This window comes from Massilia pseudoviolaceinigra, assembly GCF_030846505.1.
GTDB lineage: Bacteria > Pseudomonadota > Gammaproteobacteria > Burkholderiales > Burkholderiaceae_D > Telluria_A > Telluria_A violaceinigra.
Map to the genome: position 1 here is coordinate 145,347 of NZ_JAVCWL010000018.1, position 23,565 is coordinate 168,911.

Below are 23,565 nucleotides of genomic sequence, written 5' to 3' on the forward strand. Positions count from 1 at the left end.
TATGCATATGCACATCGTGGCGGGCGTAAAAAAGGGCGATGCCTGCGCATCGCCCGGTGTCATGCGTTCACTGCCGGTTCAGGCTAGAACTGGTAGCGCGCGCCGGCCTTGAAGTAGCGGCCGATGGCGCCGCTGGCGTCCATCGGGTTGTAGCTCATGCCGCCGTAGGTGAGCGGATCGAGCGGTGCCACCTTGTCGAACAGATTGTTGATCGAACCGAACAGCTGGAAGTTCTTCGACAGGTTGTAGCGCACCGACAGGTCGGTCGCGGTGAACGAGCCGAGCGTGCATTCGGCGTTCGGCGCCGGGGTGCCGTTGGCGAATTTCGATGCGCACAGGTCGCCCTCGAACTGCACGTTCTTCATCTTCGAACGGTAGTTGGTGGTGAGCGTCAGGTTCAGGTCTTGCCAGTCCCAGCCTGCCACGAAGCTGATCTTCTGCTTCGGCGTACCGGCGCAGTTGGAGGTGTCGCAATTGCCGTGGGTGCCGGCGTACTGGTACTTGACGGCAGCCGATTCGGCCCGGATCCACGAATCGATGTAGGTCCAGGTCAGGCCCAGGTTGGCGCGGCCCATGTCGCCGAGGCGGAACTTCTGCTTGATGTCCAGGTCGACACCCTTGATCTCGGTGAAGCTCGAATTGCGGTACGGCGCGTTCGAGATCAGGATGGTGCCGGTGTTCGGAATGGCGACGCCGCCGACCACCAGGTTGTTATCGGCGCGCACGGCGGTCGGCAGGGCTGCCGCTTCGTTGTACGGCAGCGGATTGATTTCGTCGCTGCGCTTGATCTTCCACAGGTCGACCGACAGGCTGGTATCGTTCAGCGGATCCCAGACCATGCCGAGCGTCATGCCTTTCGAGGTTTCCGGCTTGAGGGCCGGATTGCCGACCTTGACCGCGGCCAGCGAGATCGCGCAATCGGTGGCGCTGCCGCCGCCGGCTGCCGGCGTGCCGCCAGGGCAACGGATCGGATCGCGCGTGGTGGCGGTGCCGGTCGAGCGCGACGAGGCGCTCGCTTCGGCGGCGCCCGGCGCGCGGAAACCTTCCGAGTAGGTGCCGCGCAGGGCGAAGGTTTTGAGCGGAGTCCACTTGGCGCCCAGTTTCGGCGTGGTCGAGGAGAAGTTGGTGTACTTGTCGTAACGCAGCGCGGCCGACAGTTCCACCGATTTCAGCACCGGCGCCGCCACTTCGAGGAACACGGCCGAAATTTTCTCTTCGCCCTTGGCGGCCACGTAGGACGAGTTGATGCTGCCGTCCTCGGTGCCCGACAGGGATGGATTGTCGAGTTTTTCGCGGCGGTGCTCACCGCCCACGGCCAGGCCCATGGCGCCGCCCGGCAGCTGGAACAGCTCGCGCGAGGCCTTGAAGTCGACGATGTCGAGCTGGGTGGTCGAATGCGAGGTGGCGGTGCGCACCATGGCTGCGTACAGCGAGGCCGGGTTCTTGCCGGCCTGCTCGCCGATATAGTACGGGAAGTACGGGCTGGCCGGATTGCCCAGCGCGGCCTGGACCACGCGCAGGTTCAGCATATTGCTGTACTTGAGGTCGAGTTTCGATTCCGAATGCACGTAGGACGTGTCGAAATCCCAGCCCATGCCCGCGCCCTTCAGGCCCACCACGAGGCGGTTGAATTCATTGTTGACCGAACGCTCGCTCGGACCGACGTCGAAGGCCGAATAGCGCACGCGCACCGGCACGCCGTACGGGTTTTGCGGGTGGTTGGCGGCCAGCTGCATGGTGGTGCCGGCGCCCGAACCCCAGTTGGTCACGCCGGTCGGATTGGCGGCCGTCGGCGGACCGGCATAGGTGCGTGTGATTTCGCCCGGCACCAGGGTGAACGAGGTGTCGCGTTTCGAGTAGCCGACTTCGCCGTACACCTGCAGGTCCTCGCCCAGCTTCTTGCTCACGCGCGTGTACAGATTCAGGCCATCGACCTGCGGCTGCATCGAGCGGAACTGGTCGTGGTGCCACAGGCAGCCGCCTTGCGGATCGCTGTTGACGGTCTTCGACAGGGCGGCGCAGCCGGGCAGCGACACGTAGGTATTGTTGGCCGGATTGCGGATCGAGCCGGTCGGGCTGGCGCCGGTGTTGTTGCTGCCCGCCAGATAGCCGGAAGCGAACTGGGTATCCATCGCATAGCCGTACGGACGCAGGTCGCCGTGGCCGATCCAGCCGCGGTTGGCGCGGTCCTTGTTTTTGAGTTCGTTGTTGGTGTAGTACTCGGCGTTGACCAGCACGTTGTAACCGTCGGCTTCCAGGTTGCCCTTGCCCCAGGTCAGCGAGCCCTTGGCCATTTCGCCGTCCTTGTATTTGGACTGGCCGATCGTGCCCTTGGCGATCAGGCCCGTGAAATCCTTGCGCAGGATGATGTTGACCACGCCCGCGATCGCGTCCGCGCCATAGGTCGAGGAAGCGCCGTCTTTCAGCACTTCAATGCGCTCGACCGCTTCCATCGGAATGGTCGACAGGTCGGTAAAGCTCTTCTGGCCATCGTCGGCGCGCGCGAACGGCGCCATGCGGCGCCCGTTGAGCAGCACCAGGGTCGACGTGGCGCCCAGGCCGCGCAGCGAAATGGCGGTCGAACCGGCGGCAAAACCGTTGCCGAAGCCTGTCGGCAGGGAACCGGCACCATCGGCGGTGAGGGTCTGGAGGTATTCCGCGACCGTGCCCTTGCCGGACTTGGCCATGTCTTGCGCGGTAATGACTTGTACTGGAGAAGCCGTTTCGGCGCTGGCGCGCTTGATGCTGGAACCGGTGACTTCGACCCGCTGGATGGGACCGGTTGGTGCGTCCTGCGCCATGGCCGGTGCGGCCACGGAAAGTGCTGCCGAAGCGATCGCCAGAGAGACGGCGTGCGCAATTGCGGTTTTTCTAAACATGTGTAACTCCAGAGGGTATCAATGTTAAAGACGTCTGTACCTGCATGCCTGTTTCGCTTTTTGCGCCATTTCCAGCACAGGCTTGCTGAAATGGGCAGAAAACACATGCAGTCTCCCGTTTTCTTGGGAAATAGTTGGTGAGAACATTTTCCAAGCGCACATATATCAACACCTGGGTGTCGGACTGTCAATGTACACATCGTTCATTTTGGCAGCGAAACAACAGTTTCTGGGCGCTACAAATTTGTACTTGAATTTGTGGGCGTAGTCTGTCGTTAGCCTGTGTTTACAGGGGCGCGGGGAAGGCATGGCGCGCTCGGACATTGTTCGCCCGTCATGACCGCGCGCGGCCGAAATGCGCTATCGTGATGGCCTGCGCAACGGCGCCACTGAACCGAACCACGACCAGGAAAGACCGCGCCACACCCGATGCTTGCCTATATCCTGCGCCGCCTGTGGCAGATGCTGCCCACCATGGCCGGCGTCGTGCTGCTGGTGTTCATCTTGTTTAACTGGATTGGCGGCGATCCCGCGTATCTGCTCGCCGGCAAGATGTCCGATGCCGCCGAGATCGAGAACATCCGGCGCCAGCTCGGCACCGACCAGCCGCTGCACGTGCAGTTGTGGATCTTCGTCAAGCAGATCGTGACCTTTGATTTCGGCAACGCATGGAGTACCGGCGAGCCGGTCTCGCGCATCATCGCCAGCCGGCTGGGGCCGTCGCTGACGGTGCTCATTCCCCTCACCGTGCTCGAGACCGTGATCGGCATCGCGCTGGCGCTGGCCGTGGCGTTCGTGCGCGGCTCGCTGACCGACCGCGCGGTGATGGTGGCCTGCACGGTCGGCATGTCGGTCAGCATTTTGGTGTACATCATCGCCTTCCAGTACGGCCTGGCCTACAAGCTGGGCCTGTTCCCGGTGCAGGGCTGGGGCACGGGGCTGGGCGAGAATCTGCTGCGCTATGCGGCGCTGCCGGTGCTGATCGGGCTGGCGGTGTCGATCGCGCCGACCCTGCGCCTGTACCGCAGTTTCGTGCTCGACGAAGTGCACCAGGACTATGTGCGCACGGCGCGCGCCAAGGGTTTGTCCGAGCGGCGCATCATGTGGGTGCACGTGCTGCGCAATGCCGCCATTCCCATCATCACCCACGTGATGGCGAACCTGCCGGCGCTGCTGATCGGCGCGTTTTTGCTGGAACGGTTCTTCGGCATTCCCGGCATCGGGCGCGAAGTCATTCTGGCGGTCGAGCGCAGCGATTTTCCGGTGATCAAGGCGATTACCGTGTACGTGGCCGCCGCCACCATGGTGTTCAATCTGCTGGCCGACCTGCTGTACAAGGCGGTCGATCCGCGCGTGCAGCTCGCATGAGGATGGGCGCACCAGCGAACGCGCCGGCCGGGCTGTGGACCCTGGTCATGCGGCGCCTGCGCGCCGACCGCGTGGCGATGGTCTCGCTGGCCGTGGTCGCGCTGTTCCTGGCCATGCTGGCGCTCTCGCTCATGGGCGCGATCGGCGCCGGCTGGGAACAGGAGGTGGCGGTCACCTACGCGCCGCCATCGTTCATCGGCCCCGACGCGGTGATGGAGCAGGGCGCCGGCGTGGCGCGCACGGCGCCGCCGCCGAACGGTTTCGATCCGCTGGCCGGCGACATCGCCGCCATCATCGAAGCGCAGGGCGCCGCCATCACCGCGCCGCCGCCCGCGCGCCTTGCCACGCTGGCGTTCGGGGCCGACAAATGGGGCCACGACGTCCTGCTCAAGACCATCAAGGGCGGCGAAACCTCGATCGTGGTGGGACTGGCGGCGGCGCTGCTGGCGGTCTTTCTGGGCACCTTGTTCGGCGCGTTTTCCGGCTACTTCGGCGGCGTGGTCGACGACCTGTTCAACTGGTTCTACAGCGTGTTCACCTCGATCCCCTCGATCCTGATGATCCTGGCGGTGGCCGCCGTGCTGCAGCACAAGGGCGTCACCACCATCGTGCTCATTCTCGGGCTGACCGGCTGGACCGGGCCGTACCGCCTGATCCGCGCCGAATACATGAAGCACAAGGGGCGCGAATACGTGATGGCGGCCGACGCCATCGGCGCCTCGCACTGGCGCAAGATGTTCTCGCATATTTTTCCCAACATCAGCCATGTGGCGCTGGTGCAGTTGTCGATCCTGGCGGTCGGCTTCATCAAGGCCGAAGTGATCCTCAGTTTTCTCGGCTTCGGCGTGCCGGTCGGCGTGGTGTCGTGGGGCAGCATGCTCAATGAAGCGCAGAACGAACTGATCCTCGGCAAATGGTGGCAGCTGACCGCCGCCGCGACCGCCATGGCGCTGCTGGTGACGGCGTTTTCGCTGTTCACCGATGCGCTGCGCGACGCGCTCGATCCGAAACTCAAGTAGAAGGCCCGCATGCTGCTTCAAGTAGACAATCTGCGCATTGCCTTTCGCGTCGACAAGCACACCACGGTCCAAGCGGTGCGCGGCGTGTCGTTCGCGGTGCCGCGCAATGCCACCGTGGCGCTGGTGGGCGAATCGGGCAGCGGCAAGTCGGTCAGCTCGCTGGCGGTGATGGGCTTGCTCGCGCCCGAAACGACGCTGATCGATCCGGCCTCGCGCATCGTGTTCGACGGGCGCGACTTGCTGGCGCTGCCGGCGCGCGAGCGGCGCCGCCTGTGCGGCAAGGAGATCGCGATGATCTTCCAGGAGCCGATGTCCTCGCTCAATCCTGTGCTGACGGTCGGCTACCAGATCGGCGAAGTGCTGCGCCTGCACATGGGCATGAGCGCCAGGCAGGCGAGGGCACGCACGCTGGCCTTGCTCGATGAAGTGGGCATGCCGGACCCTGCGCACAAGATCGATGCCTATCCCGGCCAGCTGTCGGGCGGCCAGCAGCAGCGCGTGATGATCGCGATGGCAATCGCGTGCGAGCCGGCCCTGCTGATCGCCGACGAGCCGACCACCGCGCTCGACGTCACCATCCAGAAGCAGATCATGGCCCTCATCGCCCGCCTGCAACAGCAGCGCGCCATGTCGGTGCTGTTCATCACGCACGACCTGGGGCTGGTCAGCGAGATTGCCGACCACGTGATCGTGATGCGCCACGGCGAGGTGCGCGAGCAGGGCCCGGCGCGCCAGGTGCTGGACCAGCCGGCCGATGCCTACACGCGCGCGCTGCTGCACTGCCGCCCGCGGCTGGACCAGCGTCCGCTGCGTCTGCCGGTGCTGGACGATTATCTGGACGATCAATCGGAAACGCGCGAGCAAGCCGCCGGCGCCCAGCGCGAGCGTGGCTACGCGGCCGGCGACGAGGAAGTGCTGGTCGTGCGCAACCTGAGCAAGAGTTTTTATGCGCGCGAAGGGCTGTTCGGCAAGCGCGAGCTGCGCGCCGTGAGCGACGTGTCGTTCACCCTGGCGCGCGGCAAGACGCTGGGCGTGGTGGGCGAGTCGGGCTCGGGCAAGAGCACGGTCGGACTGACCCTGCTGCGGCTGCATAAGGCCACCGGGGGCACGGCGATGTTCGACGGCAAGGACCTGATCGGCATGCCGGCGCGCCAATTCATGGCGTACAAGCGGCGCATCCAGATCGTTTTTCAAAACCCCTACGCCTCGCTCAATCCGCGCTTCACGGTGGGGCAGATCCTGCTCGAACCGATGCGCATTCACGGCATTGGCGCGCGCGACGGCGAGCGCACGGCCATGGCGCTGCAACTGCTCGACAAGGTGGGCTTGCCGGCGCAGGCGATGCAGCGCTACCCGCACGAGTTTTCGGGCGGGCAGCGCCAGCGCATCGCCATTGCGCGCTGCCTGACCATGCGTCCGGAGATTCTGGTGTGCGACGAATCGGTGTCGGCGCTCGACGTCTCGGTGCAGGCGCAGGTCCTCAATCTGCTGCAGGATCTGCAGGACGAATACCGCATGAGTTACATCTTTATTTCGCACGACCTGTCGGTGGTGAAGTACATGGCCGACCGGGTCATGGTGATGCGCGCCGGCAGCGTGGTGGAGATGGCCGATTCCGACGAGCTGTACCGCAATCCGCAGCATGCGTACACCAGGGCCTTGCTGGGAGCGATTGCGCGCACGTAAAGACGCCGCTGCGCGACGGGCGGCTGCGGCGATGAAGGGTCCGGGCGAATTGCGGCGCATTTTCGGCTAAGATAGCGCCATGCCCAATCTTATCGAATTGCTTCAGCTCTACGGTGTGCTCATCGTGTTTGCCATCGTACTGGTCGAGCAAATCGGACTGCCGATTCCCGCTTTCCCGATCCTGATCGTGGCCGGTGCGCTGGCCGCGGGCGGCGAGATCAGCTGGCCGGTGTGCCTGGCCGCCAGCGTCGGCGCGTGCCTGATCAGCGACGTGTTCTGGTTCAACGCCGGGCGCTTTTACGGCAAGCGCATTCTGCGGCTGCTGTGCAAAATCTCGCTCTCGCCCGACTACTGCGTCAGCCAGACCGAAGACCGCTTCAACCGCTTCGGTCCCAAATCGCTGATGGTCGCCAAATTCATTCCGGGCTTTAATATCATCGCCTCGCCCATGTCCGGCGCGCTGGGCGTGAGCACGCCGCGCTTTTTGGCATTTAGCATGACCGGCAGCCTGCTGTGGAGCGGCACCGGGATTGCCATCGGCGCCATCTTCCACAAGAGTGTCGACAAAGTGCTGGTCATGCTCGAAGACATGGGCAGCACCGCCCTGATGGTCCTGCTGACCTTGCTCGCATTGTTCGTCTTGTACAAGTACATCGAACGGCGCCGCTTCCGCCAGGGCATGCAGATCGAGCGCATCAGCATGAGCGAGCTGGTCCAGCTGATCCACGGCGGACAGCAGCCGATCATCATCGACGCGCGCAGCATTACCGCCCAGCAGCTCGAACAAGCCGTGCCCGGCGCGCTGATCTACAACGCCTGCGCGCCAGAGAGCTTCATGGCGCTGCTCGACAAGGAACGCCACATCGTCGTCTATTGCAGCTGCCCCAACGATGTCACGGCGGCCCAGGTCGCCAAGCAACTGATTTCCAAGGGCTATCACCGTGCCCGTCCCCTGCACGGCGGACTGGACGCGTGGAACGCCCACCACGCCGGGCAGAGCGACCCCCTCACTGTCCACGCGGGCTGATCTCTCGACTTCCAACACTGTTTTGCCGCTGTTGCGCGTAGCTATACTACGCACAATGGTGTCCAAGCTCGCCTGCAAGCAGGATTTTATCGCTGGATTGTACTAAAACTACAAAGAAAGCTTGCACCTCGGGCATGTGATCCATTAAGCTTGGCGAGTCCATAGAACACTCGCCACCATGACTCAGCACTACACCGCGCCATCTTCCGTTTCCCCGTCCCCAAGCTATGCCGACGGGCCGCGCCTGCTGGCCGACATCGGCGGCACCAACGCCCGCTTCGCGCTGGAGACTGCGCCCGGGCAGACCGGGCTGATCGCGGTTCTGCCCTGTGCCGACTATCCGACCCTGGCCGATGCCCTGCGCGCCTACCTCGGCTCGCCGAAGGTGCTTGCCGCCGGCGTGGGTGCCTTGCGTCACGCCGCGCTGGCCATTGCCAATCCGATTACGGGTGACCTGGTGCGCATGACCAACCATCACTGGGAGTTCTCGATCGCCGCATTGCGGCTCGAGTGCGGCTTCGAAACATTGGAAGTGGTCAATGACTTTACCGCGCTGGCGCGAGCCTTGCCGCACTTGGCCGATAGCCAGAAGCGGCAGATCGGCGGCGGCGTGGCGCGTGCGCGTACGCCGCTGGGGCTGGTCGGGGCCGGAACCGGGCTGGGCGTGTCGGGACTGATTCCGGCCGGCGACAGCTGGACAGCGTTGCTCAGCGAAGGCGGACACGTGACGTTTTCGCCGGCCAACGAGACCGAAATTGCGATTTTGCAATTCGCGTGGTGCCAGTACGAGCACGTATCGGCCGAGCGCCTGCTGTCGGGCGATGGCATCGAGCTGATCTACCGCGCGCTGGCGCACCATGCGGGGCAGATGGCGCAGGAGCTCGATGCTCCCGAGATTTCGCGGCGCGCGCTGGCGGGGGAGTGCGCCCTGTGCGACCAGGCGATCGAAGCCTTCTGCGGCATGCTGGGCACGGTAGCGGGCAATCTGGCCATTACGCTCGGTGCGCAGGGCGGTATCTATATAGGTGGCGGCATTGTGCCGCGGCTGGGCGAGCGCTTTGCGCGGTCGTGCTTCCGCAGCCGCTTCGAGCAAAAGGGGCGCTTCGTCAACTATCTGGCGCAAGTGCCGACGTTCGTCATCACGGCCGAGTATCCCGCCTTCCTCGGCGTCTCCGCCATCCTCGCCGAAAAACTCGGCAGCTAAAAAATTTCCTAACCTGGGTCAGACCTCCGATTAGCAATAAAAGTGTTTCGATTCGGAGGTCTGGCCCCGGTTATGACACTTAATTCCTACAACCGGGGTCAGAGCTCTGGCTAGCAATTAGTTGCATCTAAAATGCTCCCAGCACCGGGGTCAGAGCTCTGACTAGCAATTAGTTGCGACATCTAGCGCGGTAAACGGCATTTCAGCACGATTACTGTCTGAAAATTTCGGTGATGGCGCTTCGCTTTCATAGAGCCGAGGCAGGGCCGGGCTTGGGCAGCACCGTTATCGGGCATCCGCCTGACAACTAATTGCTAATCAGAGGTCAGGCCCCGGTTGAGGCTTGTTTTGCAGCCAGTGGGCAACTAATTGCTAGTCAGAGCTCTGACCCCGGTTTGGGGCGCGGGCCATTTTGGTGCAAGCATTTGCAGGGGTTTCTGACGCCGGTGCTTGTCCTTTTCGCGCTTTTATCAGGTACAATGGCCGCAGTTGGAGGAAACGATGTCGATCGTTCGTGTAGTGCGCGCCCGGAGCTTGGCCTCCTTGCCGCTGCGGCGAACCAGCGTTTCTCTTGAAAATCAACGGTTTAGCCTCGCCAGGTATGCAGGTAACCGTGTGGCAGGGTTCGCATCTCGCCACCAGTAACATTCCCGCCCAGCGCGCTTCGTCCCGGGCGACGGATTCCAGTTTCAACGTGTTTCTCTGCAAATCGGCGTCATTCTGTGACGCGCGCTGCCATGCGTTGAGTGGTATTTGTTTGATTTTTTCTCTGCAGACCTAATTGCAACATCCGCACACGACATCGTTATGAATACTGATGAGGCCAAACGGGTCCTCGAAACCGCTTTGCTCTGTGCGCGCGAGCCCATGTCGATTCACGGCATGAAGAAGCTGTTCGTCGATGTCGATGACCATGGCCGCCCGATGGGCGCCGCGGTCGGCGCCGATACCATCAAGATCATGCTCGAGGAATTGCGCCGCGACTGGAGCGAGCGCGGTATCGAAATCGTCAGCCTGGCCAGCGGCTGGCGCTTCCAGAGCCGCCCGGAAATGAAGCAGTACCTCGATCGCCTGAGCCCGGAAAAGCCGCAGAAGTATTCGCGCGCCACCCTGGAAACGCTGGCGATCATCGCTTACCGCCAGCCTGTCACACGCGGCGATATCGAAGAAATACGTGGCGTTGCCGTTAATTCGCAGACGATCAAGATGCTGGAAGACCGCGGCTGGATCGATGCCATCGGCCACCGCGAAGTGATCGGCCGCCCGGCCTTGCTGGGCACGACCAAGCAGTTCCTTGACGATTTGGGGTTGAATTCGCTGTCCCAGCTGCCTCCGTTGCAGCAAATCAGCGACATGCAGGGCGGTCACGAAATGGAAGCACTCGAGGCGGCCTTGCAGGAAAATTTTGATAAAGCGGCGGCCTCGGAGGCCGCAAACGACGATGGTGCAGGTAGCGGCGACGCGCAGGAGGATATTCCTTCCGCCGTCGCGGATGCGGCCGGCTCCGATACTTCATCTCTTGAAGTCCTCATCCACGACCCTGCGCCAGAAATAACGGTTGACGCTGCGCCAGGTCAGCACAACCAAGAAACGAATAATGAATCCAACTAAATCGACAGAGACAAGTACCGCCGACGTAACAGGCATGGATGAGGCCGTGGCCAAGCCAAAACGCCGCACCAAGGCACAGATAGAGGCGGACGCCGCCGCCGGCACCGACGCGCCGAAACCGAAGCGCGCCGCCGCCAAGAAGGCCGTCGCCGACGTCGAGGCCGCCGCGCCCGCCGAGGTGCCGGCCAAGCCGGCAGCCAAGCCGCGCGCGAAGAAGGTCGTTGCAGTTGAAGCGGCCGCCGTGGTAGCGGCAGAGTCCGCTCCGGCAGCCGCCAGCGCCGCAGCGCCTGCAGCAGATGCGCCGGCCCCGGCCGCCCGCAAGCCGCGCGCGCCGAAAGCAGCCGTCGCCGATGCCGCGCCAGCGCCCGCCGTCGATGCCGCCGCCCCGGCCGCCGACGGCGCCGCGCCTGCGAACCACGAACGCGGCCCACGTCCGCCACGCGGCCCGCGCCAGATGCGCGAACTGCGCGGCCAGCGCGAAGCCCGCATCCAGATGGAGCGCGCCGAATTGGGCGAGCCGGAAGTGGTCGCCGAAGCACCGGCCGAGCCGGTTGCCCGTCCTGAGCGCGGTCCACGCCCGGAGCGCAGCCTGGATGCCAAGCCGCGCGTGAAAAAGAACAAAAAAGGCAATCCAGGCTTGCAGCACCACGGCAAGAACAAGATGAACGATGCCGATGCCGCGTTTTCGTACGTGACCTCGGACGCGTTCGACGCCAACGACGGCGGCCGCGCGCAGCCAGTCAAGCAGGTGCGCCGCGACCTGACCTCCGACGACGACGCACCGAAGCTGCACAAGGTGCTGGCCGAAGCCGGCCTCGGTTCGCGCCGCGACATGGAAGAGCTGATCATCGCCGGCCGCGTTTCGGTCAATGGCGAGCCGGCCCACATCGGCCAGCGCATCCTGCCGACCGACGCCGTGCGCATCAACGGCAAGCTGATTCACCGCAAGGTCACCAGCAAGCCGCCGCGCGTGCTGGTGTACCACAAGCCGGCCGGCGAAATCGTCAGCCATGACGATCCGGAAGGCCGTCCATCGGTGTTTGACCGCCTGCCGACCATGAAGGCCGGCAAGTGGCTGGCCGTCGGCCGCCTCGACTTCAATACCGAGGGCTTGCTGTTGTTCACGACCTCGGGTGACCTGGCCAACCGCCTGATGCACCCGCGCTACAACATCGACCGCGAGTACGCGGTGCGTACCCTGGGCGAGCTGGAAGAGGGCATGCGCCAGAAGCTGCTGGCCGGCGTCGAGCTCGACGACGGCGTGGCGTCCTTCACCAAGATCGCCGATGGCGGCGGTGAAGGCATCAACAAATGGTACCGCGTGGTCATCGGCGAAGGCCGCAACCGCGAGGTGCGCCGCATGTTCGAGGCGATCGGCCTGACCGTCTCGCGCCTGATCCGTACCCGCTACGGCATCATGACCCTGCCAAGCAACCTCAAGCGCGGTCGCTGGGATGAGATGGAAGAAAACACCGTGCGCGACCTGCTGGCCGCGTTCGGCGTCGAGAAAAAAGGCGCCGGCAATGACGCGCGCGGTCCGAAAGGGCGCAGCGACGCCAAGCCGCGCACCGACGAGGACAAGCGTTCCGATGGCAACCGCATCGACCGCGTCGACGCCAACCGCAATGCCGATCCGTTTGGTCCGCCAAATGGGCGTGGTGGTGCGGGACGCGGCGCCGGCGGCCGTCCGCAAGGACGTCCGGGTGGTGCGGGCGGTGGCATGGGCGGCGGCTTGGGTGGACAGGCGCGCAGTGCCGGCGGCTTCGATGGCCAGAGCCGTGGCCAGGGCCAGGGTCGCCCGCAGGGTGATGGACAGCCGCGTTCGGCTCGTCCCCAGGGCGATGCGCAGCCGCGCACCGGCCGTCCCGGGGGCAATGGTGGCAATGGTGGCGGGGCCAAGGGGCCGCGCCAGCCGGATCCGCTGCAAACGACCTTCGGTTTCGGCAATGCAGGTGGCGGTAATCGCCGTCCGCAGGGTCCGCAAGGCCCGCGCAGCGCCGATCACGGCATGCCGCGTCGCGGTCGCCGGGGTTAATTTTCCCGCCAGGCTCGCGCTGCGCTTACCTGGCCCGGCGCGGGAACGATGACGACGGAAGTGTCGGCTTTGGGGTGTTGTTTTGTGATCCGCGCCCCGCGCACGCATCGCCGCACGGCACCCGCCCTGCGGCTTTTGTTTTAAAATTGATAAGTGTTGTATGCCTGTTCATTTGCCCGTCATCGGATTGCGGGCAGCCCGATAACAGGTTATAATCTGCAGCCTAATAAAAGTTCTTCCCACCACAGACTGGTGCAAGTGCTTTCATCTGGTTGGGAGTATAGGAAGATGGGCAGATGCCCATTTTTTTTTTGGTAAATCGTTTTTAGTGGTCCCGCGGGACCGTGATCTGGAGAACTTGTTTGCAGCAGTTTGAATTAATCGCCAAGACAGTCAGTGGCCTGGGCTACGAACTCGTTGATGTCGAACGGGGCGAGCGCGGCATCCTGCGCGTGTATATCGATTTCACTGCAGCCGACGCGGCCGAAAAAGGCCCGATTACGGTCGAGGACTGCGCCACCGTGAGTCACCAGCTGTCGCACGTGCTGACTGTGGAAAACGTCAGCTACGAGCGCCTGGAAATCTCGTCGCCGGGGCTCGACCGCCCGGTGCGTACCCTGGCCGATTTCGCGCGTTTCGCCGGTTGCGAATGCACCGTGAAGCTGCGCGTGGCCATGCCTGGTACGGCCGACCGCAAGACCTACACCGGTATCTTGCAGGCCCCGGAGGGCGAGAATATCGCATTGGAATTTGAAAGCAAGGATGGTCCGGCGCTGTTGGAGTTTACGCTCGCCGACTTGGATAAGGCACGCTTGGTGCCGCAGGTGGATTTTAGGAGTCGCAAAGCATGAGTCGCGAAGTTTTGTTATTGGTTGATGCGCTGGCGCGCGAAAAAAATGTCGATAAAGATGTGGTCTTCGGGGCGCTCGAATTCGCCTTGGCGCAAGCCACGAAGAAGCGTTACGAGGGCGAAGTCGACATTCGCGTGTCCATCGACCGTGATTCGGGCGAGTTCGAATCCTTCCGCCGCTGGCACGTCGTGCCCGACGAGGCCGGCCTGCAGCTGCCCGACCAGGAAATCCTGCACTTCGAAGCCAAGGAAAACATCCCCGACATCGAAGTCGACGAATATATCGAAGAACCGATCGAGTCCGTCGAATTCGGCCGCCGCTTCGCGCAAGACACCAAACAGGTGGTCCTGCAGCGTGTGCGCGACGCCGAGCGCGAACAGATCCTGGTCGACTTCCTGGAGCGCGGCGACTCGCTCGTGACCGGCACCATCAAGCGCATGGAACGCGGCGACGCGATCGTCGAATCGGGCAAGATCGAAGCACGCCTGCCACGCGACCAGATGATCCCGAAAGAGAATCTGCGTATCGGCGACCGTGTGCGCGCTTATATCCTGCGCATCGACCGCAATATGCGCGGCCCGCAGGTGATCCTGTCGCGCACCGCGCCGGAATTCATCATGAAGCTGTTCGAACTGGAAGTGCCGGAAATCGAACAAGGCTTGCTGGAAATTAAATCGGCTGCCCGCGATGCGGGTGTGCGCGCCAAGATCGCCGTGTATACGGCCGACAAGCGCATCGACCCGATCGGTACTTGCGTCGGCATGCGCGGTTCGCGCGTGCAGGCCGTGACCGGTGAACTGGGCGGCGAACGCGTCGACATCGTGCTGTGGTCGGAAGACCCGGCGCAATTCGTCATCGGTGCCCTGGCTCCGGCCAATGTGTCGTCGATCATGGTCGACGAAGAAAAGCATGCGATGGACGTCGTGGTCGACGAGGAAAACCTGGCCATCGCGATCGGCCGTTCCGGCCAGAACGTGCGCCTGGCTGCCGAGCTGACCGGCTGGAAGATCAATATCATGACGGCGGAAGAGTCCGAGAATAAATCGGCTCAGGAAACCGCGGCAGTACGCGCGCTGTTCATGGAAAAACTCGACGTCGACCAGGAAGTGGCCGACATCCTGGTGGAAGAAGGCTTCGCTAGCTTGGAGGAAATCGCGTATGTGCCGATTTCCGAGATGCTCGATATCGAATCCTTCGACGAAGATACCGTCAACGAACTGCGGACCCGTGCCCGTGATGCGCTGGTGACTGAAGCAATTGCTTCGGAAGAAGGCCTGGAAGGGATGGACGAGCAGCTGGTTAACCTGGAAGGCATGGACCGCAACACTGCGGGCAAGCTGGGCCTGGCCGGTATCAAGAACGTTGAGGCGTTCGCGGCGCTCGCGTACGACGAATTTGGCGCTATTTTGGCGCTGGCGTCGGACCGTGCACGTGATCTGATCAAGAATGAATTTAATGATGTGACCGACGACGAGATGAAGCTGGTCGACTCAAAGTATGACGACCGCGCCAAGGCGCTGCAGGCGAAAGCCTGGAGCCTGGCAGAAGTGGCCAAGGCTTAATTTGAGTAACCTTATCATCTGTCTCGACACAAAGAAAAGAGGACTGAATGGCGAGTAACAACGTAGCCCAATTTGCCACCGAACTGAAGATGCCTGCAGATTTGCTGCTGACGCAGCTGCGTTCTGCCGGCGTCGATAAAAGTTCGACGTCAGATCCATTGTCGAAAGATGATAAGGATAAGTTGTTGGATCACCTGCGCCGTACCCACGGCACGGCGACCGACACCGAGAAGAAGAAAATCACGCTGACGCGCAAGGAAACCACTGAGATCAAGCAGGCTGACGCCACTGGCAAGTCGCGCACGATCCAGGTAGAAGTGCGCAAGAAGCGCACGTTCGTGCAGCGCGACGATCCGGCACCGGCGCCAGCGCCAGTGGCCGCGGCGCCCGTTGCACCAGTGATCGACGCGGCCGAAGTGGCCCGTCGCGAGGAAGAGGCACGCCGCCAGCAAGAGCTGATCGCGCGCCAGGAAGCCGACCTGCGTGAAAAGCAGGAGCGCCTCGCCAAGCTCGACGCCGAAAAGGAAGCCCAGGCCAAGCAGGCCGAGACCGACGCCAAGAAAGAAGCGGATGCGGAAGCGAAGCGCGCCGCCGCTGCCGCCGCCGCCGCCGCCGCTGGCGCCGACCAGGCTGCCGCCGACGAGTCGAAGAAAGCTGCTGCCGAAGAAGCCAAGAAGAAGGCTGCCGTTGCTGCGCAAGAAGCTGCGGCCCGTGCCGAAGCGAACGACCGCGCCCGCAAGGCCGTGGCCGACGAAGTGGCGCAGATCAAGGCCATGATGAATGCGCCGCGGCGCGCGATCAAGGCGCCTGAGCCAGTTCCTCCACCGGTCGCGGCATTGAAGCCGAAGCCGCCCGAAGGCACGCTGCACAAGCCAGCCGACAAGAAGCCGGGCGACAAGCCGGGCGACAAGAAGCCGGTTACGGCGGACAAGAAGTCGATCAAGTCGGCCAATGTGTCGTCGACCTGGTCGGACGACGCGAAAAAGCGCGGCGCGCCGGGTTCGATCAAGCCACGTGGCAACACCGGTTCGCCGGGTGGCCGTGACAGCTGGCGCGGTGGCGCCAAGGGCCGTCGCCCATCGCACAGCGATGACCGCGAAACCAATTTCCAGGCGCCGACCGAAGCGGTCATCAAGGACGTTCACGTTCCTGAGACCATCACGGTCGCCGAACTGGCACACAAGATGTCGGTGAAGGCATCGGAAGTGATCAAGCAGCTGATGAAGCTGGGCCAGATGTGCACCATTAACCAGGTGCTGGATCAGGAAACGGCGATGATTCTGGTGGAAGAGATGGGCCACAAGGCATTTGCGGCTGAACTCGACGATCCGGAAGCACTGCTGGCCGACCAGGGCGAACACGCCCACTTCGAAGCCGTCTCGCGCGCACCGGTGGTCACCGTCATGGGGCACGTCGACCATGGCAAGACCTCGCTGCTCGATTACATTCGCCGTGCCAAAGTGGCGTCGGGCGAAGCGGGCGGGATCACGCAGCACATCGGCGCTTACCACGTCGAAACGCCGCGCGGCATCATCACCTTCCTCGATACCCCGGGTCACGAAGCGTTTACCGCGATGCGTGCCCGTGGCGCCAAGGCAACCGACATCGTGATTCTGGTGGTTGCCGCCGACGATGGCGTGATGCCGCAGACGAAGGAAGCAATTGCTCACGCAAAAGCTGCCGGCGTACCGCTGGTCGTGGCGATCAACAAGATCGACAAGCCGGGTGCGAATCTGGACCGCGTCAAGCAGGAACTGGTTGCCGAACAAGTCGTGCCGGAAGAATACGGTGGCGAATCGCCATTCGTGCCGGTGTCGGCCAAGACCGGCGAAGGTATCGATGCGCTGCTGGAACAGGTTCTGCTGCAAGCCGAAGTGCTGGAACTGAAAGCCCCGGTCGACGCGCCAGCGCGTGGCCTGGTGGTCGAGGGACGTCTGGACAAGGGCCGTGGTCCTGTCGCGACGATCCTGGTGCAGTCCGGCACCCTGCGTCGCGGCGACGTGATCCTGGCTGGTTCCTCGTATGGCCGCGTGCGCGCCATGCTGGACGAGAACGGCAAGGCGATCAGCGAAGCTGGTCCGTCGATCCCGGTCGAAATCCAGGGTCTGACCGAAGTGCCGGTTGCCGGTGAAGAAGTCATGGTCATGGCCGACGAGCGTAAAGCGCGTGAAATTGGTCTGTTCCGTCAAGGTAAGTTCCGCGACGTCAAACTGGCCAAGCAGCAAGCGGCGAAACTGGAAAACATGTTCGACAACATGGGCGAAGGCGAAGTCAAGAATCTGCCGGTCATCGTCAAGACCGACGTGCAGGGTTCGCAGGAAGCGCTGGTTGGCTCGCTGCAGAAACTGTCGACCTCCGAAGTGCGGGTACAGGTTGTGCACGCGGCGGTCGGCGGCATTACGGAATCGGACGTCAATCTGGCGGTGGCATCGAAAGCGGTCATCATCGGCTTTAACACCCGTGCTGACGCCCAGGCGCGCAAGCTGGCCGAGTCGAACGGCGTGGACATTCGCTACTACAACATCATTTACGATGCGATCGACGAGATCAAGGCGGCGTTGTCGGGCATGCTGGCACCGGAGAAGCGCGAGCACATCACCGGTCAGGTCGAGATTCGCCAGGTTATCCTGGTCTCGAAAGTGGGCGCGATTGCCGGTTGCCTGGTCACCGATGGCGTGGTCAAGCGTTCGTCCTCGGTACGCCTGCTGCGCAACAACATCGTGGTGTGGACTGGCGAGATCGATTCGCTCAAGCGCTTCAAGGACGACGCGAAAGAAGTGCGCGCCGGTCTGGAGTGCGGCCTGTCGCTCAAGAACTACAACGATATCGAAGTCGGCGACGTCCTCGAAGTGTTCGAAGTTCAAGAGATCGCCCGTACGCTGTAATCGTTGGATGCACAACTGTGAGGCGCCCTGGAAACGGGGCGCCGAACCGGTGGCCGCCAGCTGACGCTATTGCGGCCACCGCCCCACAAAACCGTCATTTCCGCCTGCGCGGGAATGACGGTTTTTAAGTTTGTGGTATTCGGCCCTGACGCCGGCTCCGGCGCTGCGCTTTTCCACCTTACAAAATCATAAAGAGTAGTATACGACCATGGCTAAACACAGCAAAACCATTCCCGCCCGCGGCTTGCGCGTGGCCGACCAGATCCAGCGCGACCTGGCCGAAATCGTCGCGTACGGTCTGAAAGACCCGCGCATCGGCATGATCACCATCACCGAAGTGCAGATCACTCCCGACTACGCCCACGCCAAGGTGTTCTTCACCATGTTCAAGGACGACAAGGAATCGATCAAGAACACGGTCGATGGCCTCGGCGCCGCTGCCGGCTTCATCCGCAACCAGCTGGGCAAGCGCCTGCACATCCACACCTTGCCGATGCTGCACTTCGTGCACGACACCTCGACCTCGCGCGGCATGGAAATGTCGCTGCTGATCGACCAGGCCAACGCCACCCGCGCGGCCGATGCCGAGCCGGATCCGGTGCCGGAAGACCAAGCCAAGCCGGACGCCGAATAAGCCAGCATGAAACAAGCCCATATCAAACGCGTGCGCGACCTGGTCGACGGCGTGCTGCTGCTCGACAAACCGGTCGGCCTGTCGTCCAACGACGCGCTGATCAAGGCCAAGCGTGTGCTCAACGCCAAGAAAGCCGGCCACACCGGCACGCTCGACCCGTTCGCCACGGGTTTGCTGCCGCTGTGCTTCGGCGAAGCGACCAAATTCTCGCAAGACTTGCTCGAAGCCGACAAGACCTACGAAACCACGGTCCACCTGGGTATCACCACCACCACCGGCGACACCGAAGGCGAAGCGATCGACATGCGCGACGTCGACGTCACCCTGGCCCAGATCGAAGCCGTGCTGCCGCAGTTCCGCGGCCCCATCATGCAAGTGCCGCCGATGTATTCGGCCCTCAAGCGCGACGGCAAGGCCTATTACGAGTACGCGCGCGAAGGCATCACCCTGGAGCGCGAAGCGCGCCCGGTCACCATCCTCAAGCTGGAACTGATTTCGTTCGAAACGCCGCTGCTGAAGTTAGCGGTTACTTGCAGCAAGGGCACGTATATCCGCGTGCTGGGCGAAGACATCGGCCACGCGCTCGGCTGCGGCGCCCACCTGATCCAGCTGCGCCGCACCCAGGTCGGCGCGCTGACCATTGATGGCATGGTGACGCTGGAAGCATTGCAGGCGCACGCCGAACCGCTTACCCTGCTGGCGCCGGTCGATGCCTTGCTGTCGAGTTTCCCTGCTGTGCAGCTGACCGAGGAACTGGCCAAGCGCTTCCTGCAGGGCCAGCGCCTGGCGCTCGGTAAGGAAGCACTCACTTTGCCGGACAGCCTGGGCCGGGTGAGGGTGTATCACGACACCCGCCTGCTGGGCACGGCGAACTTGCAGGAATACGCGATCCTGGCGCCCGAGCGCCTGATCGCCGCTTCGCACGCCTAAATGGCGTTCACGCCCTTCCACCTCGGTCCCGGTGCGGCCATGAAAGCCGTGGGCGGGCGCCATTTCAGCTTCATGGTGTTCGGCGGCGCGCAAGTGCTGATGGACATCGAGCCGCTGGTGGGCCTGATCCAGGACGCCGACATCCTGCACGGTCCGACCCATACCCTGGCTGGCGCGCTGCTCATCGGCGGCGTGGCCGCGCTCACCGGCAAGCCGGTCAGCGAATTCGTGCTCAGGCTCCTGAATATTCCTCATCAACGGATCAGCTGGCTGGCCTCGTGCACGGGAGCGTTTCTGGGCACGCTGTCGCACATCGTGCTCGACGCCATCATGCACAGCGATATGCATCCGTGGCGGCCGCTGTCAGATGCCAACCAACTGCTCGACTTCGTGTCGCTGGGCACGTTGCATCTGGCTTGCCTGGTGCTGGCGGTGGTGGGGGGAGCGGTGGCCGCCTGGCGGCATCACAACGAAAACCGCCGGCGGCGCTGGTAGCGGCAGGCGGCTTACCGAGCGGGGCCAAAGTAAGCGCCGCCACGCGCCCGCTGGCGATCGGCCCCTTGTACGAGTAGAAGGGAAGGGGCGGGGGGCGGGCGGCGCATGTCATGCGGACGACACAAAATAGCGTCAGACTTTCACCAAAGCGGTGCATCAGCGCTGGGGACCTGTGGTGAAAAAAGCAGCAAGCCATTGAAATTGCAGGGCTTTTCAAATTGGTGGTGCGCAATACACCGCTTTAGCATGCTATACTAGTCGGTTCCTGATTTAAGCAGCACCGTACACCTTCGTACACCACGTACATTTCCGTTCCTTACGACCATGTCAAATTCAAAACGCGCAATTCGTAACATCGCTATCATCGCCCACGTTGACCACGGCAAAACCACGCTCGTGGACAAGCTGCTGCGCCAATCCGGTACCTTCCGTGAAAACCAGGCAGTCGAAACCCGCGTAATGGATTCGAACGACCTCGAAAAAGAACGTGGCATTACGATTCTGTCGAAGAACTGCGCGGTTGAATACGAAGGCACCCACATCAACATCGTCGACACCCCAGGCCACGCCGACTTCGGCGGCGAAGTCGAGCGCGTGCTGTCGATGGTCGACTCGGTACTGCTGCTGGTCGATGCCCAAGAAGGCCCGATGCCACAGACCCGCTTCGTGACGCGTAAAGCGCTGGCGCTCGGTCTCAAGCCGATCGTCGTCGTCAACAAGATCGACCGTCCGGGCGCGCGCGCTGAATGGGCGATCAACCAGACGTTCGAACTGTTCGACAAACTGGGCGCCACCGACGAACAGCTCGACTTCCCGGTCGTGTTCGCATCGGCCCTGAACGGCTACGCCAGCCTCGATTCGGAAGTGCGCGAAGGCGACATGACCCCGCTGTTCGAAGCCATCCTCAAGCACGTTCCTGTGCGTGACGACAATCCTGACGGCCCGCTGCAGATGCAAGTGACCTCGCTCGATTACTCGTCGTACGTCGGCAAGATCGGCATTGGCCGTATCTCGCGCGGCCGCATCAAGTCCGGCCAGGACGTCATCGTCCTGAACGGTCCTGATTCGACCCCGATCAAGGGCCGCATCAACCAGGTTCTGAACTTCAAGGGCCTCGAGCGCGTGCTGGTTGACGAAGCGGTTGCCGGCGACATCGTCTTGATCAACGGTATCGACGAAATCGGCATCGGTTCGACCATCTGCCAGCCGGACACCCCGGATGCGCTGGAAATGCTGACCGTCGACGAGCCGACCCTGACCATGAACTTCATGGTCAACAACTCGCCACTGGCCGGCCGCGAAGGCAAGTTCGTCACCAGCCGCCAGCTGCGCGACCGTCTGGACCGCGAACTGAAAGCCAACGTTGCCCTGCGCGTAGCGCCGACCGACGACGACACGATTTTCGAAGTCTCGGGCCGCGGCGAGCTGCACCTGACGATTCTGATCGAAAACATGCGTCGCGAAGGGTTCGAACTGGCCGTATCGCGTCCACGCGTGGTGTTCAAAATGGTTGATGGCGTGCGCCACGAGCCGTTCGAGCAACTGTCGGTTGACGTTGAAGAAGCCAACCAGGGCGGCGTCATGGAAGAACTGGGCCGTCGTCGTGGCGACCTGCAGAACATGGAATCGGATGGCAAGGGCCGTGTTCGTCTCGAGTACAAGATTCCTGCGCGTGGCCTGATCGGCTTCCAGGGCGAATTCATGACCCTGACCCGCGGCACCGGCCTGATGAGCCACGTATTCGACGAATACGCACCGGTCGACAACTCGAAAGGCGAAATGGCTGGCCGTCGCAACGGCGTGCTGATCTCGCAGGACGACGGCGCAGCGGTTGCTTACGCGATCTGGAAACTGCAGGACCGCGGCCGCATGTTCGTGGTTCACAACGACCCGGTGTACGAAGGCATGATCATCGGCATTCACTCGCGCGACAACGACCTGGTCGTCAACCCGATCAAGGGCAAGCAGCTGACCAACGTGCGTTCGTCGGGTACCGATGAAGCGGTGCGCCTGGTACCGCCAATCCAGATGTCGCTCGAATACGCGGTGGAATTCATCGCCGACGACGAACTGGTTGAAATCACGCCTAAATCGATCCGTCTGCGCAAGCGCTACCTGAAAGAGCACGAGCGTAAAAAAGCTGGCCGCGATTCCGCGTAATTGACGCGTACGGAGTGCCCCGCATTCCGTAGCGACAACGCCTTCCCTCGGGCTTGCATCCACTTGATGCGGGTCTGACGGAAGGCGTTTTGCATTTCAGCACACCGGGGTCAGACCTCCGACTCGAAATATTTCTTAATTGGGGTCAGAGCTCTGACTCGAAACATTGCAGAAAGAACATGCATGTCCTACCCGTATTTAAGCGATGTCATCAGGGACTTCACCGGCATCGACCTGCCGCTGCCGATTGCCACCTTCGGCCTGCTGGTCGCCTGCGCCATCATGGCCGGTGCCGAGTGCCTTAAACGCGAGCTGGCCCGGCTGTACGCGGCCGGCCGCATTGGTCCGGCCCACAAGCGCGTCAAGGGTGACGATGGGGTGGTGAGCGAGGTGGCGGTGCCGCCCCAGGACATCGTCAACGATCTCGCCTTTGTCGTGGTGCTGGTGGGCGTGGTCGGCGCGCGCCTGTTCCACATCCTGGAGCATACCGATCAGTTCATGGCCGATCCGTGGAGTATGATTTTCAGCCGCTCCGGGCTCAGCGTATTCGGCGGGCTGATCCTCGGGACGGTGGCCGGGGTGATCTGCATCCGGCGCTGGCAGTTGCCGATCCGCCCCCTGCTCGACGCGGTGGCGCCAGCCATGATGCTCGGTTACGCGCTCGGCCGTGTCGGCTGCCAGATCTCCGGCGACGGCGACTGGGGCACGGCGGCGAACATGGCGCTGAAACCCGACTGGCTGCCGACCTGGTTCTGGGCGCAAACCTACGACAACAATATTTTCGGCGAAGTGCTCGCGGCGCCGGGCGTGTATCCGACGTCGGTGTACGAAACGGTGATGGCGCTGGCCTGTTTCGCGCTGCTGTGGGCGCTGCGCAGGCACGCTTTCCGGAGCGGCTGGCTGTTTTCGGTGTACCTGGTGCTGGCGGGGCTGGAGCGCTTGCTGATCGAGCAAATCCGGGTCAATCCGGTGCTCGACTTCGGCGGTATTCAAGCAAGCCAGGCCGAGATCGTCGCGGTGGCCCTGGCGCTGGCCGGGCTGGCGGGATTGGCAATGCTGAGCCGTCGCACGGACGCTGCGCAGAGCCAGGCCGCCGCCGTACCCGCACCCTAGCAAAAGTGCAAAACCCGCCGCAGCGGGTTTGACAATGTTTCGAGTTAAAGCTCTGACCCCGGTTGTAAGAAAAATCAAGTCGGCGTCGGACTAATTGGCAGTATTG

At 62.9% G+C, this 23,565-nt stretch carries 16 protein-coding genes; 15 read left to right on the top strand and 1 reads right to left on the bottom strand.

Features of this window, described 5'->3' with window-relative positions:
* Nucleotides 1–83: 83 nt before the first annotated feature.
* On the bottom strand, nucleotides 84–2,879 hold the full coding sequence (locus RBA40_RS18765) for a TonB-dependent receptor (RefSeq protein ID WP_306649282.1): 2,796 nt from the start codon (nucleotides 2,877–2,879) through the stop codon (nucleotides 84–86).
* A 429-nt stretch (nucleotides 2,880–3,308) separates the two neighbouring features.
* Between RBA40_RS18765 and RBA40_RS18770 the strand changes: the two genes are divergently transcribed.
* From RBA40_RS18770 to RBA40_RS18840, 15 genes are all read left to right on the top strand, one after another.
* On the top strand, nucleotides 3,309–4,247 hold the full coding sequence (locus RBA40_RS18770; RefSeq protein WP_306649283.1) for an ABC transporter permease: 939 nt from the start codon (nucleotides 3,309–3,311) through the stop codon (nucleotides 4,245–4,247).
* Nucleotides 4,244–5,266 carry an ABC transporter permease gene (locus RBA40_RS18775; RefSeq protein ID WP_306649284.1) on the top strand — a complete coding sequence of 341 codons (1,023 nt, stop codon included), beginning with the start codon at nucleotides 4,244–4,246 and terminating at the stop codon, nucleotides 5,264–5,266. Before RBA40_RS18770 ends, RBA40_RS18775 begins: the two co-directional genes overlap by 4 nt.
* Before the next feature lie 9 nt (nucleotides 5,267–5,275).
* The gene (locus tag RBA40_RS18780) at nucleotides 5,276–6,952 is read left to right on the top strand and encodes an ABC transporter ATP-binding protein (RefSeq protein WP_306649285.1); all 1,677 of its coding nucleotides are present in this window, start codon (nucleotides 5,276–5,278) and stop codon (nucleotides 6,950–6,952) included.
* A gap of 79 nt (nucleotides 6,953–7,031) precedes the next feature.
* The gene (locus RBA40_RS18785; protein ID WP_306649286.1) at nucleotides 7,032–7,979 is read left to right on the top strand and encodes a VTT domain-containing protein; all 948 of its coding nucleotides are present in this window, start codon (nucleotides 7,032–7,034) and stop codon (nucleotides 7,977–7,979) included.
* Between the two features lie 178 nt (nucleotides 7,980–8,157).
* A complete protein-coding gene (locus RBA40_RS18790; protein ID WP_306649287.1) occupies nucleotides 8,158–9,183 on the top strand; it encodes a glucokinase in 1,026 nt (341 codons plus the stop codon).
* An 807-nt stretch (nucleotides 9,184–9,990) separates the two neighbouring features.
* A complete protein-coding gene (gene scpB, locus RBA40_RS18795; protein WP_306649288.1) occupies nucleotides 9,991–10,794 on the top strand; it encodes an SMC-Scp complex subunit ScpB in 804 nt (267 codons plus the stop codon).
* On the top strand, nucleotides 10,781–12,829 hold the full coding sequence (locus RBA40_RS18800; RefSeq protein ID WP_374710517.1) for a pseudouridine synthase: 2,049 nt from the start codon (nucleotides 10,781–10,783) through the stop codon (nucleotides 12,827–12,829). The genes scpB and RBA40_RS18800 overlap by 14 nt, the downstream gene beginning before the upstream one ends.
* Before the next feature lie 362 nt (nucleotides 12,830–13,191).
* Complete coding sequence (rimP, locus tag RBA40_RS18805; protein WP_099874596.1) at nucleotides 13,192–13,680, top strand: ribosome maturation factor RimP; 489 nt, start codon at nucleotides 13,192–13,194, stop codon at nucleotides 13,678–13,680.
* Nucleotides 13,677–15,242 carry a transcription termination factor NusA gene (gene nusA, locus RBA40_RS18810; RefSeq protein ID WP_099874597.1) on the top strand — a complete coding sequence of 522 codons (1,566 nt, stop codon included), beginning with the start codon at nucleotides 13,677–13,679 and terminating at the stop codon, nucleotides 15,240–15,242. The genes rimP and nusA overlap by 4 nt, the downstream gene beginning before the upstream one ends.
* Nucleotides 15,243–15,289: 47 nt before the next feature.
* Nucleotides 15,290–18,127, top strand: a complete 2,838-nt coding sequence (gene infB / locus RBA40_RS18815; protein ID WP_306649289.1) for a translation initiation factor IF-2 — start codon at nucleotides 15,290–15,292, stop codon at nucleotides 18,125–18,127.
* A 208-nt stretch (nucleotides 18,128–18,335) separates the two neighbouring features.
* Nucleotides 18,336–18,761, top strand: a complete 426-nt coding sequence (gene rbfA / locus RBA40_RS18820; protein ID WP_306649290.1) for a 30S ribosome-binding factor RbfA — start codon at nucleotides 18,336–18,338, stop codon at nucleotides 18,759–18,761.
* 6 nt (nucleotides 18,762–18,767) lie between these two features.
* Complete coding sequence (truB, locus tag RBA40_RS18825) at nucleotides 18,768–19,691, top strand: tRNA pseudouridine(55) synthase TruB (protein WP_099874600.1); 924 nt, start codon at nucleotides 18,768–18,770, stop codon at nucleotides 19,689–19,691.
* On the top strand, nucleotides 19,692–20,186 hold the full coding sequence (locus tag RBA40_RS18830; protein ID WP_306649291.1) for a metal-dependent hydrolase: 495 nt from the start codon (nucleotides 19,692–19,694) through the stop codon (nucleotides 20,184–20,186).
* A gap of 324 nt (nucleotides 20,187–20,510) precedes the next feature.
* Nucleotides 20,511–22,346 (top strand): translational GTPase TypA, encoded by a 1,836-nt coding sequence (typA, locus tag RBA40_RS18835; RefSeq protein ID WP_099874606.1) that lies wholly within the window; start codon nucleotides 20,511–20,513, stop codon nucleotides 22,344–22,346.
* Between the two features lie 183 nt (nucleotides 22,347–22,529).
* A complete protein-coding gene (locus RBA40_RS18840; protein ID WP_306649292.1) occupies nucleotides 22,530–23,459 on the top strand; it encodes a prolipoprotein diacylglyceryl transferase in 930 nt (309 codons plus the stop codon).
* Nucleotides 23,460–23,565 lie beyond the last annotated feature (106 nt).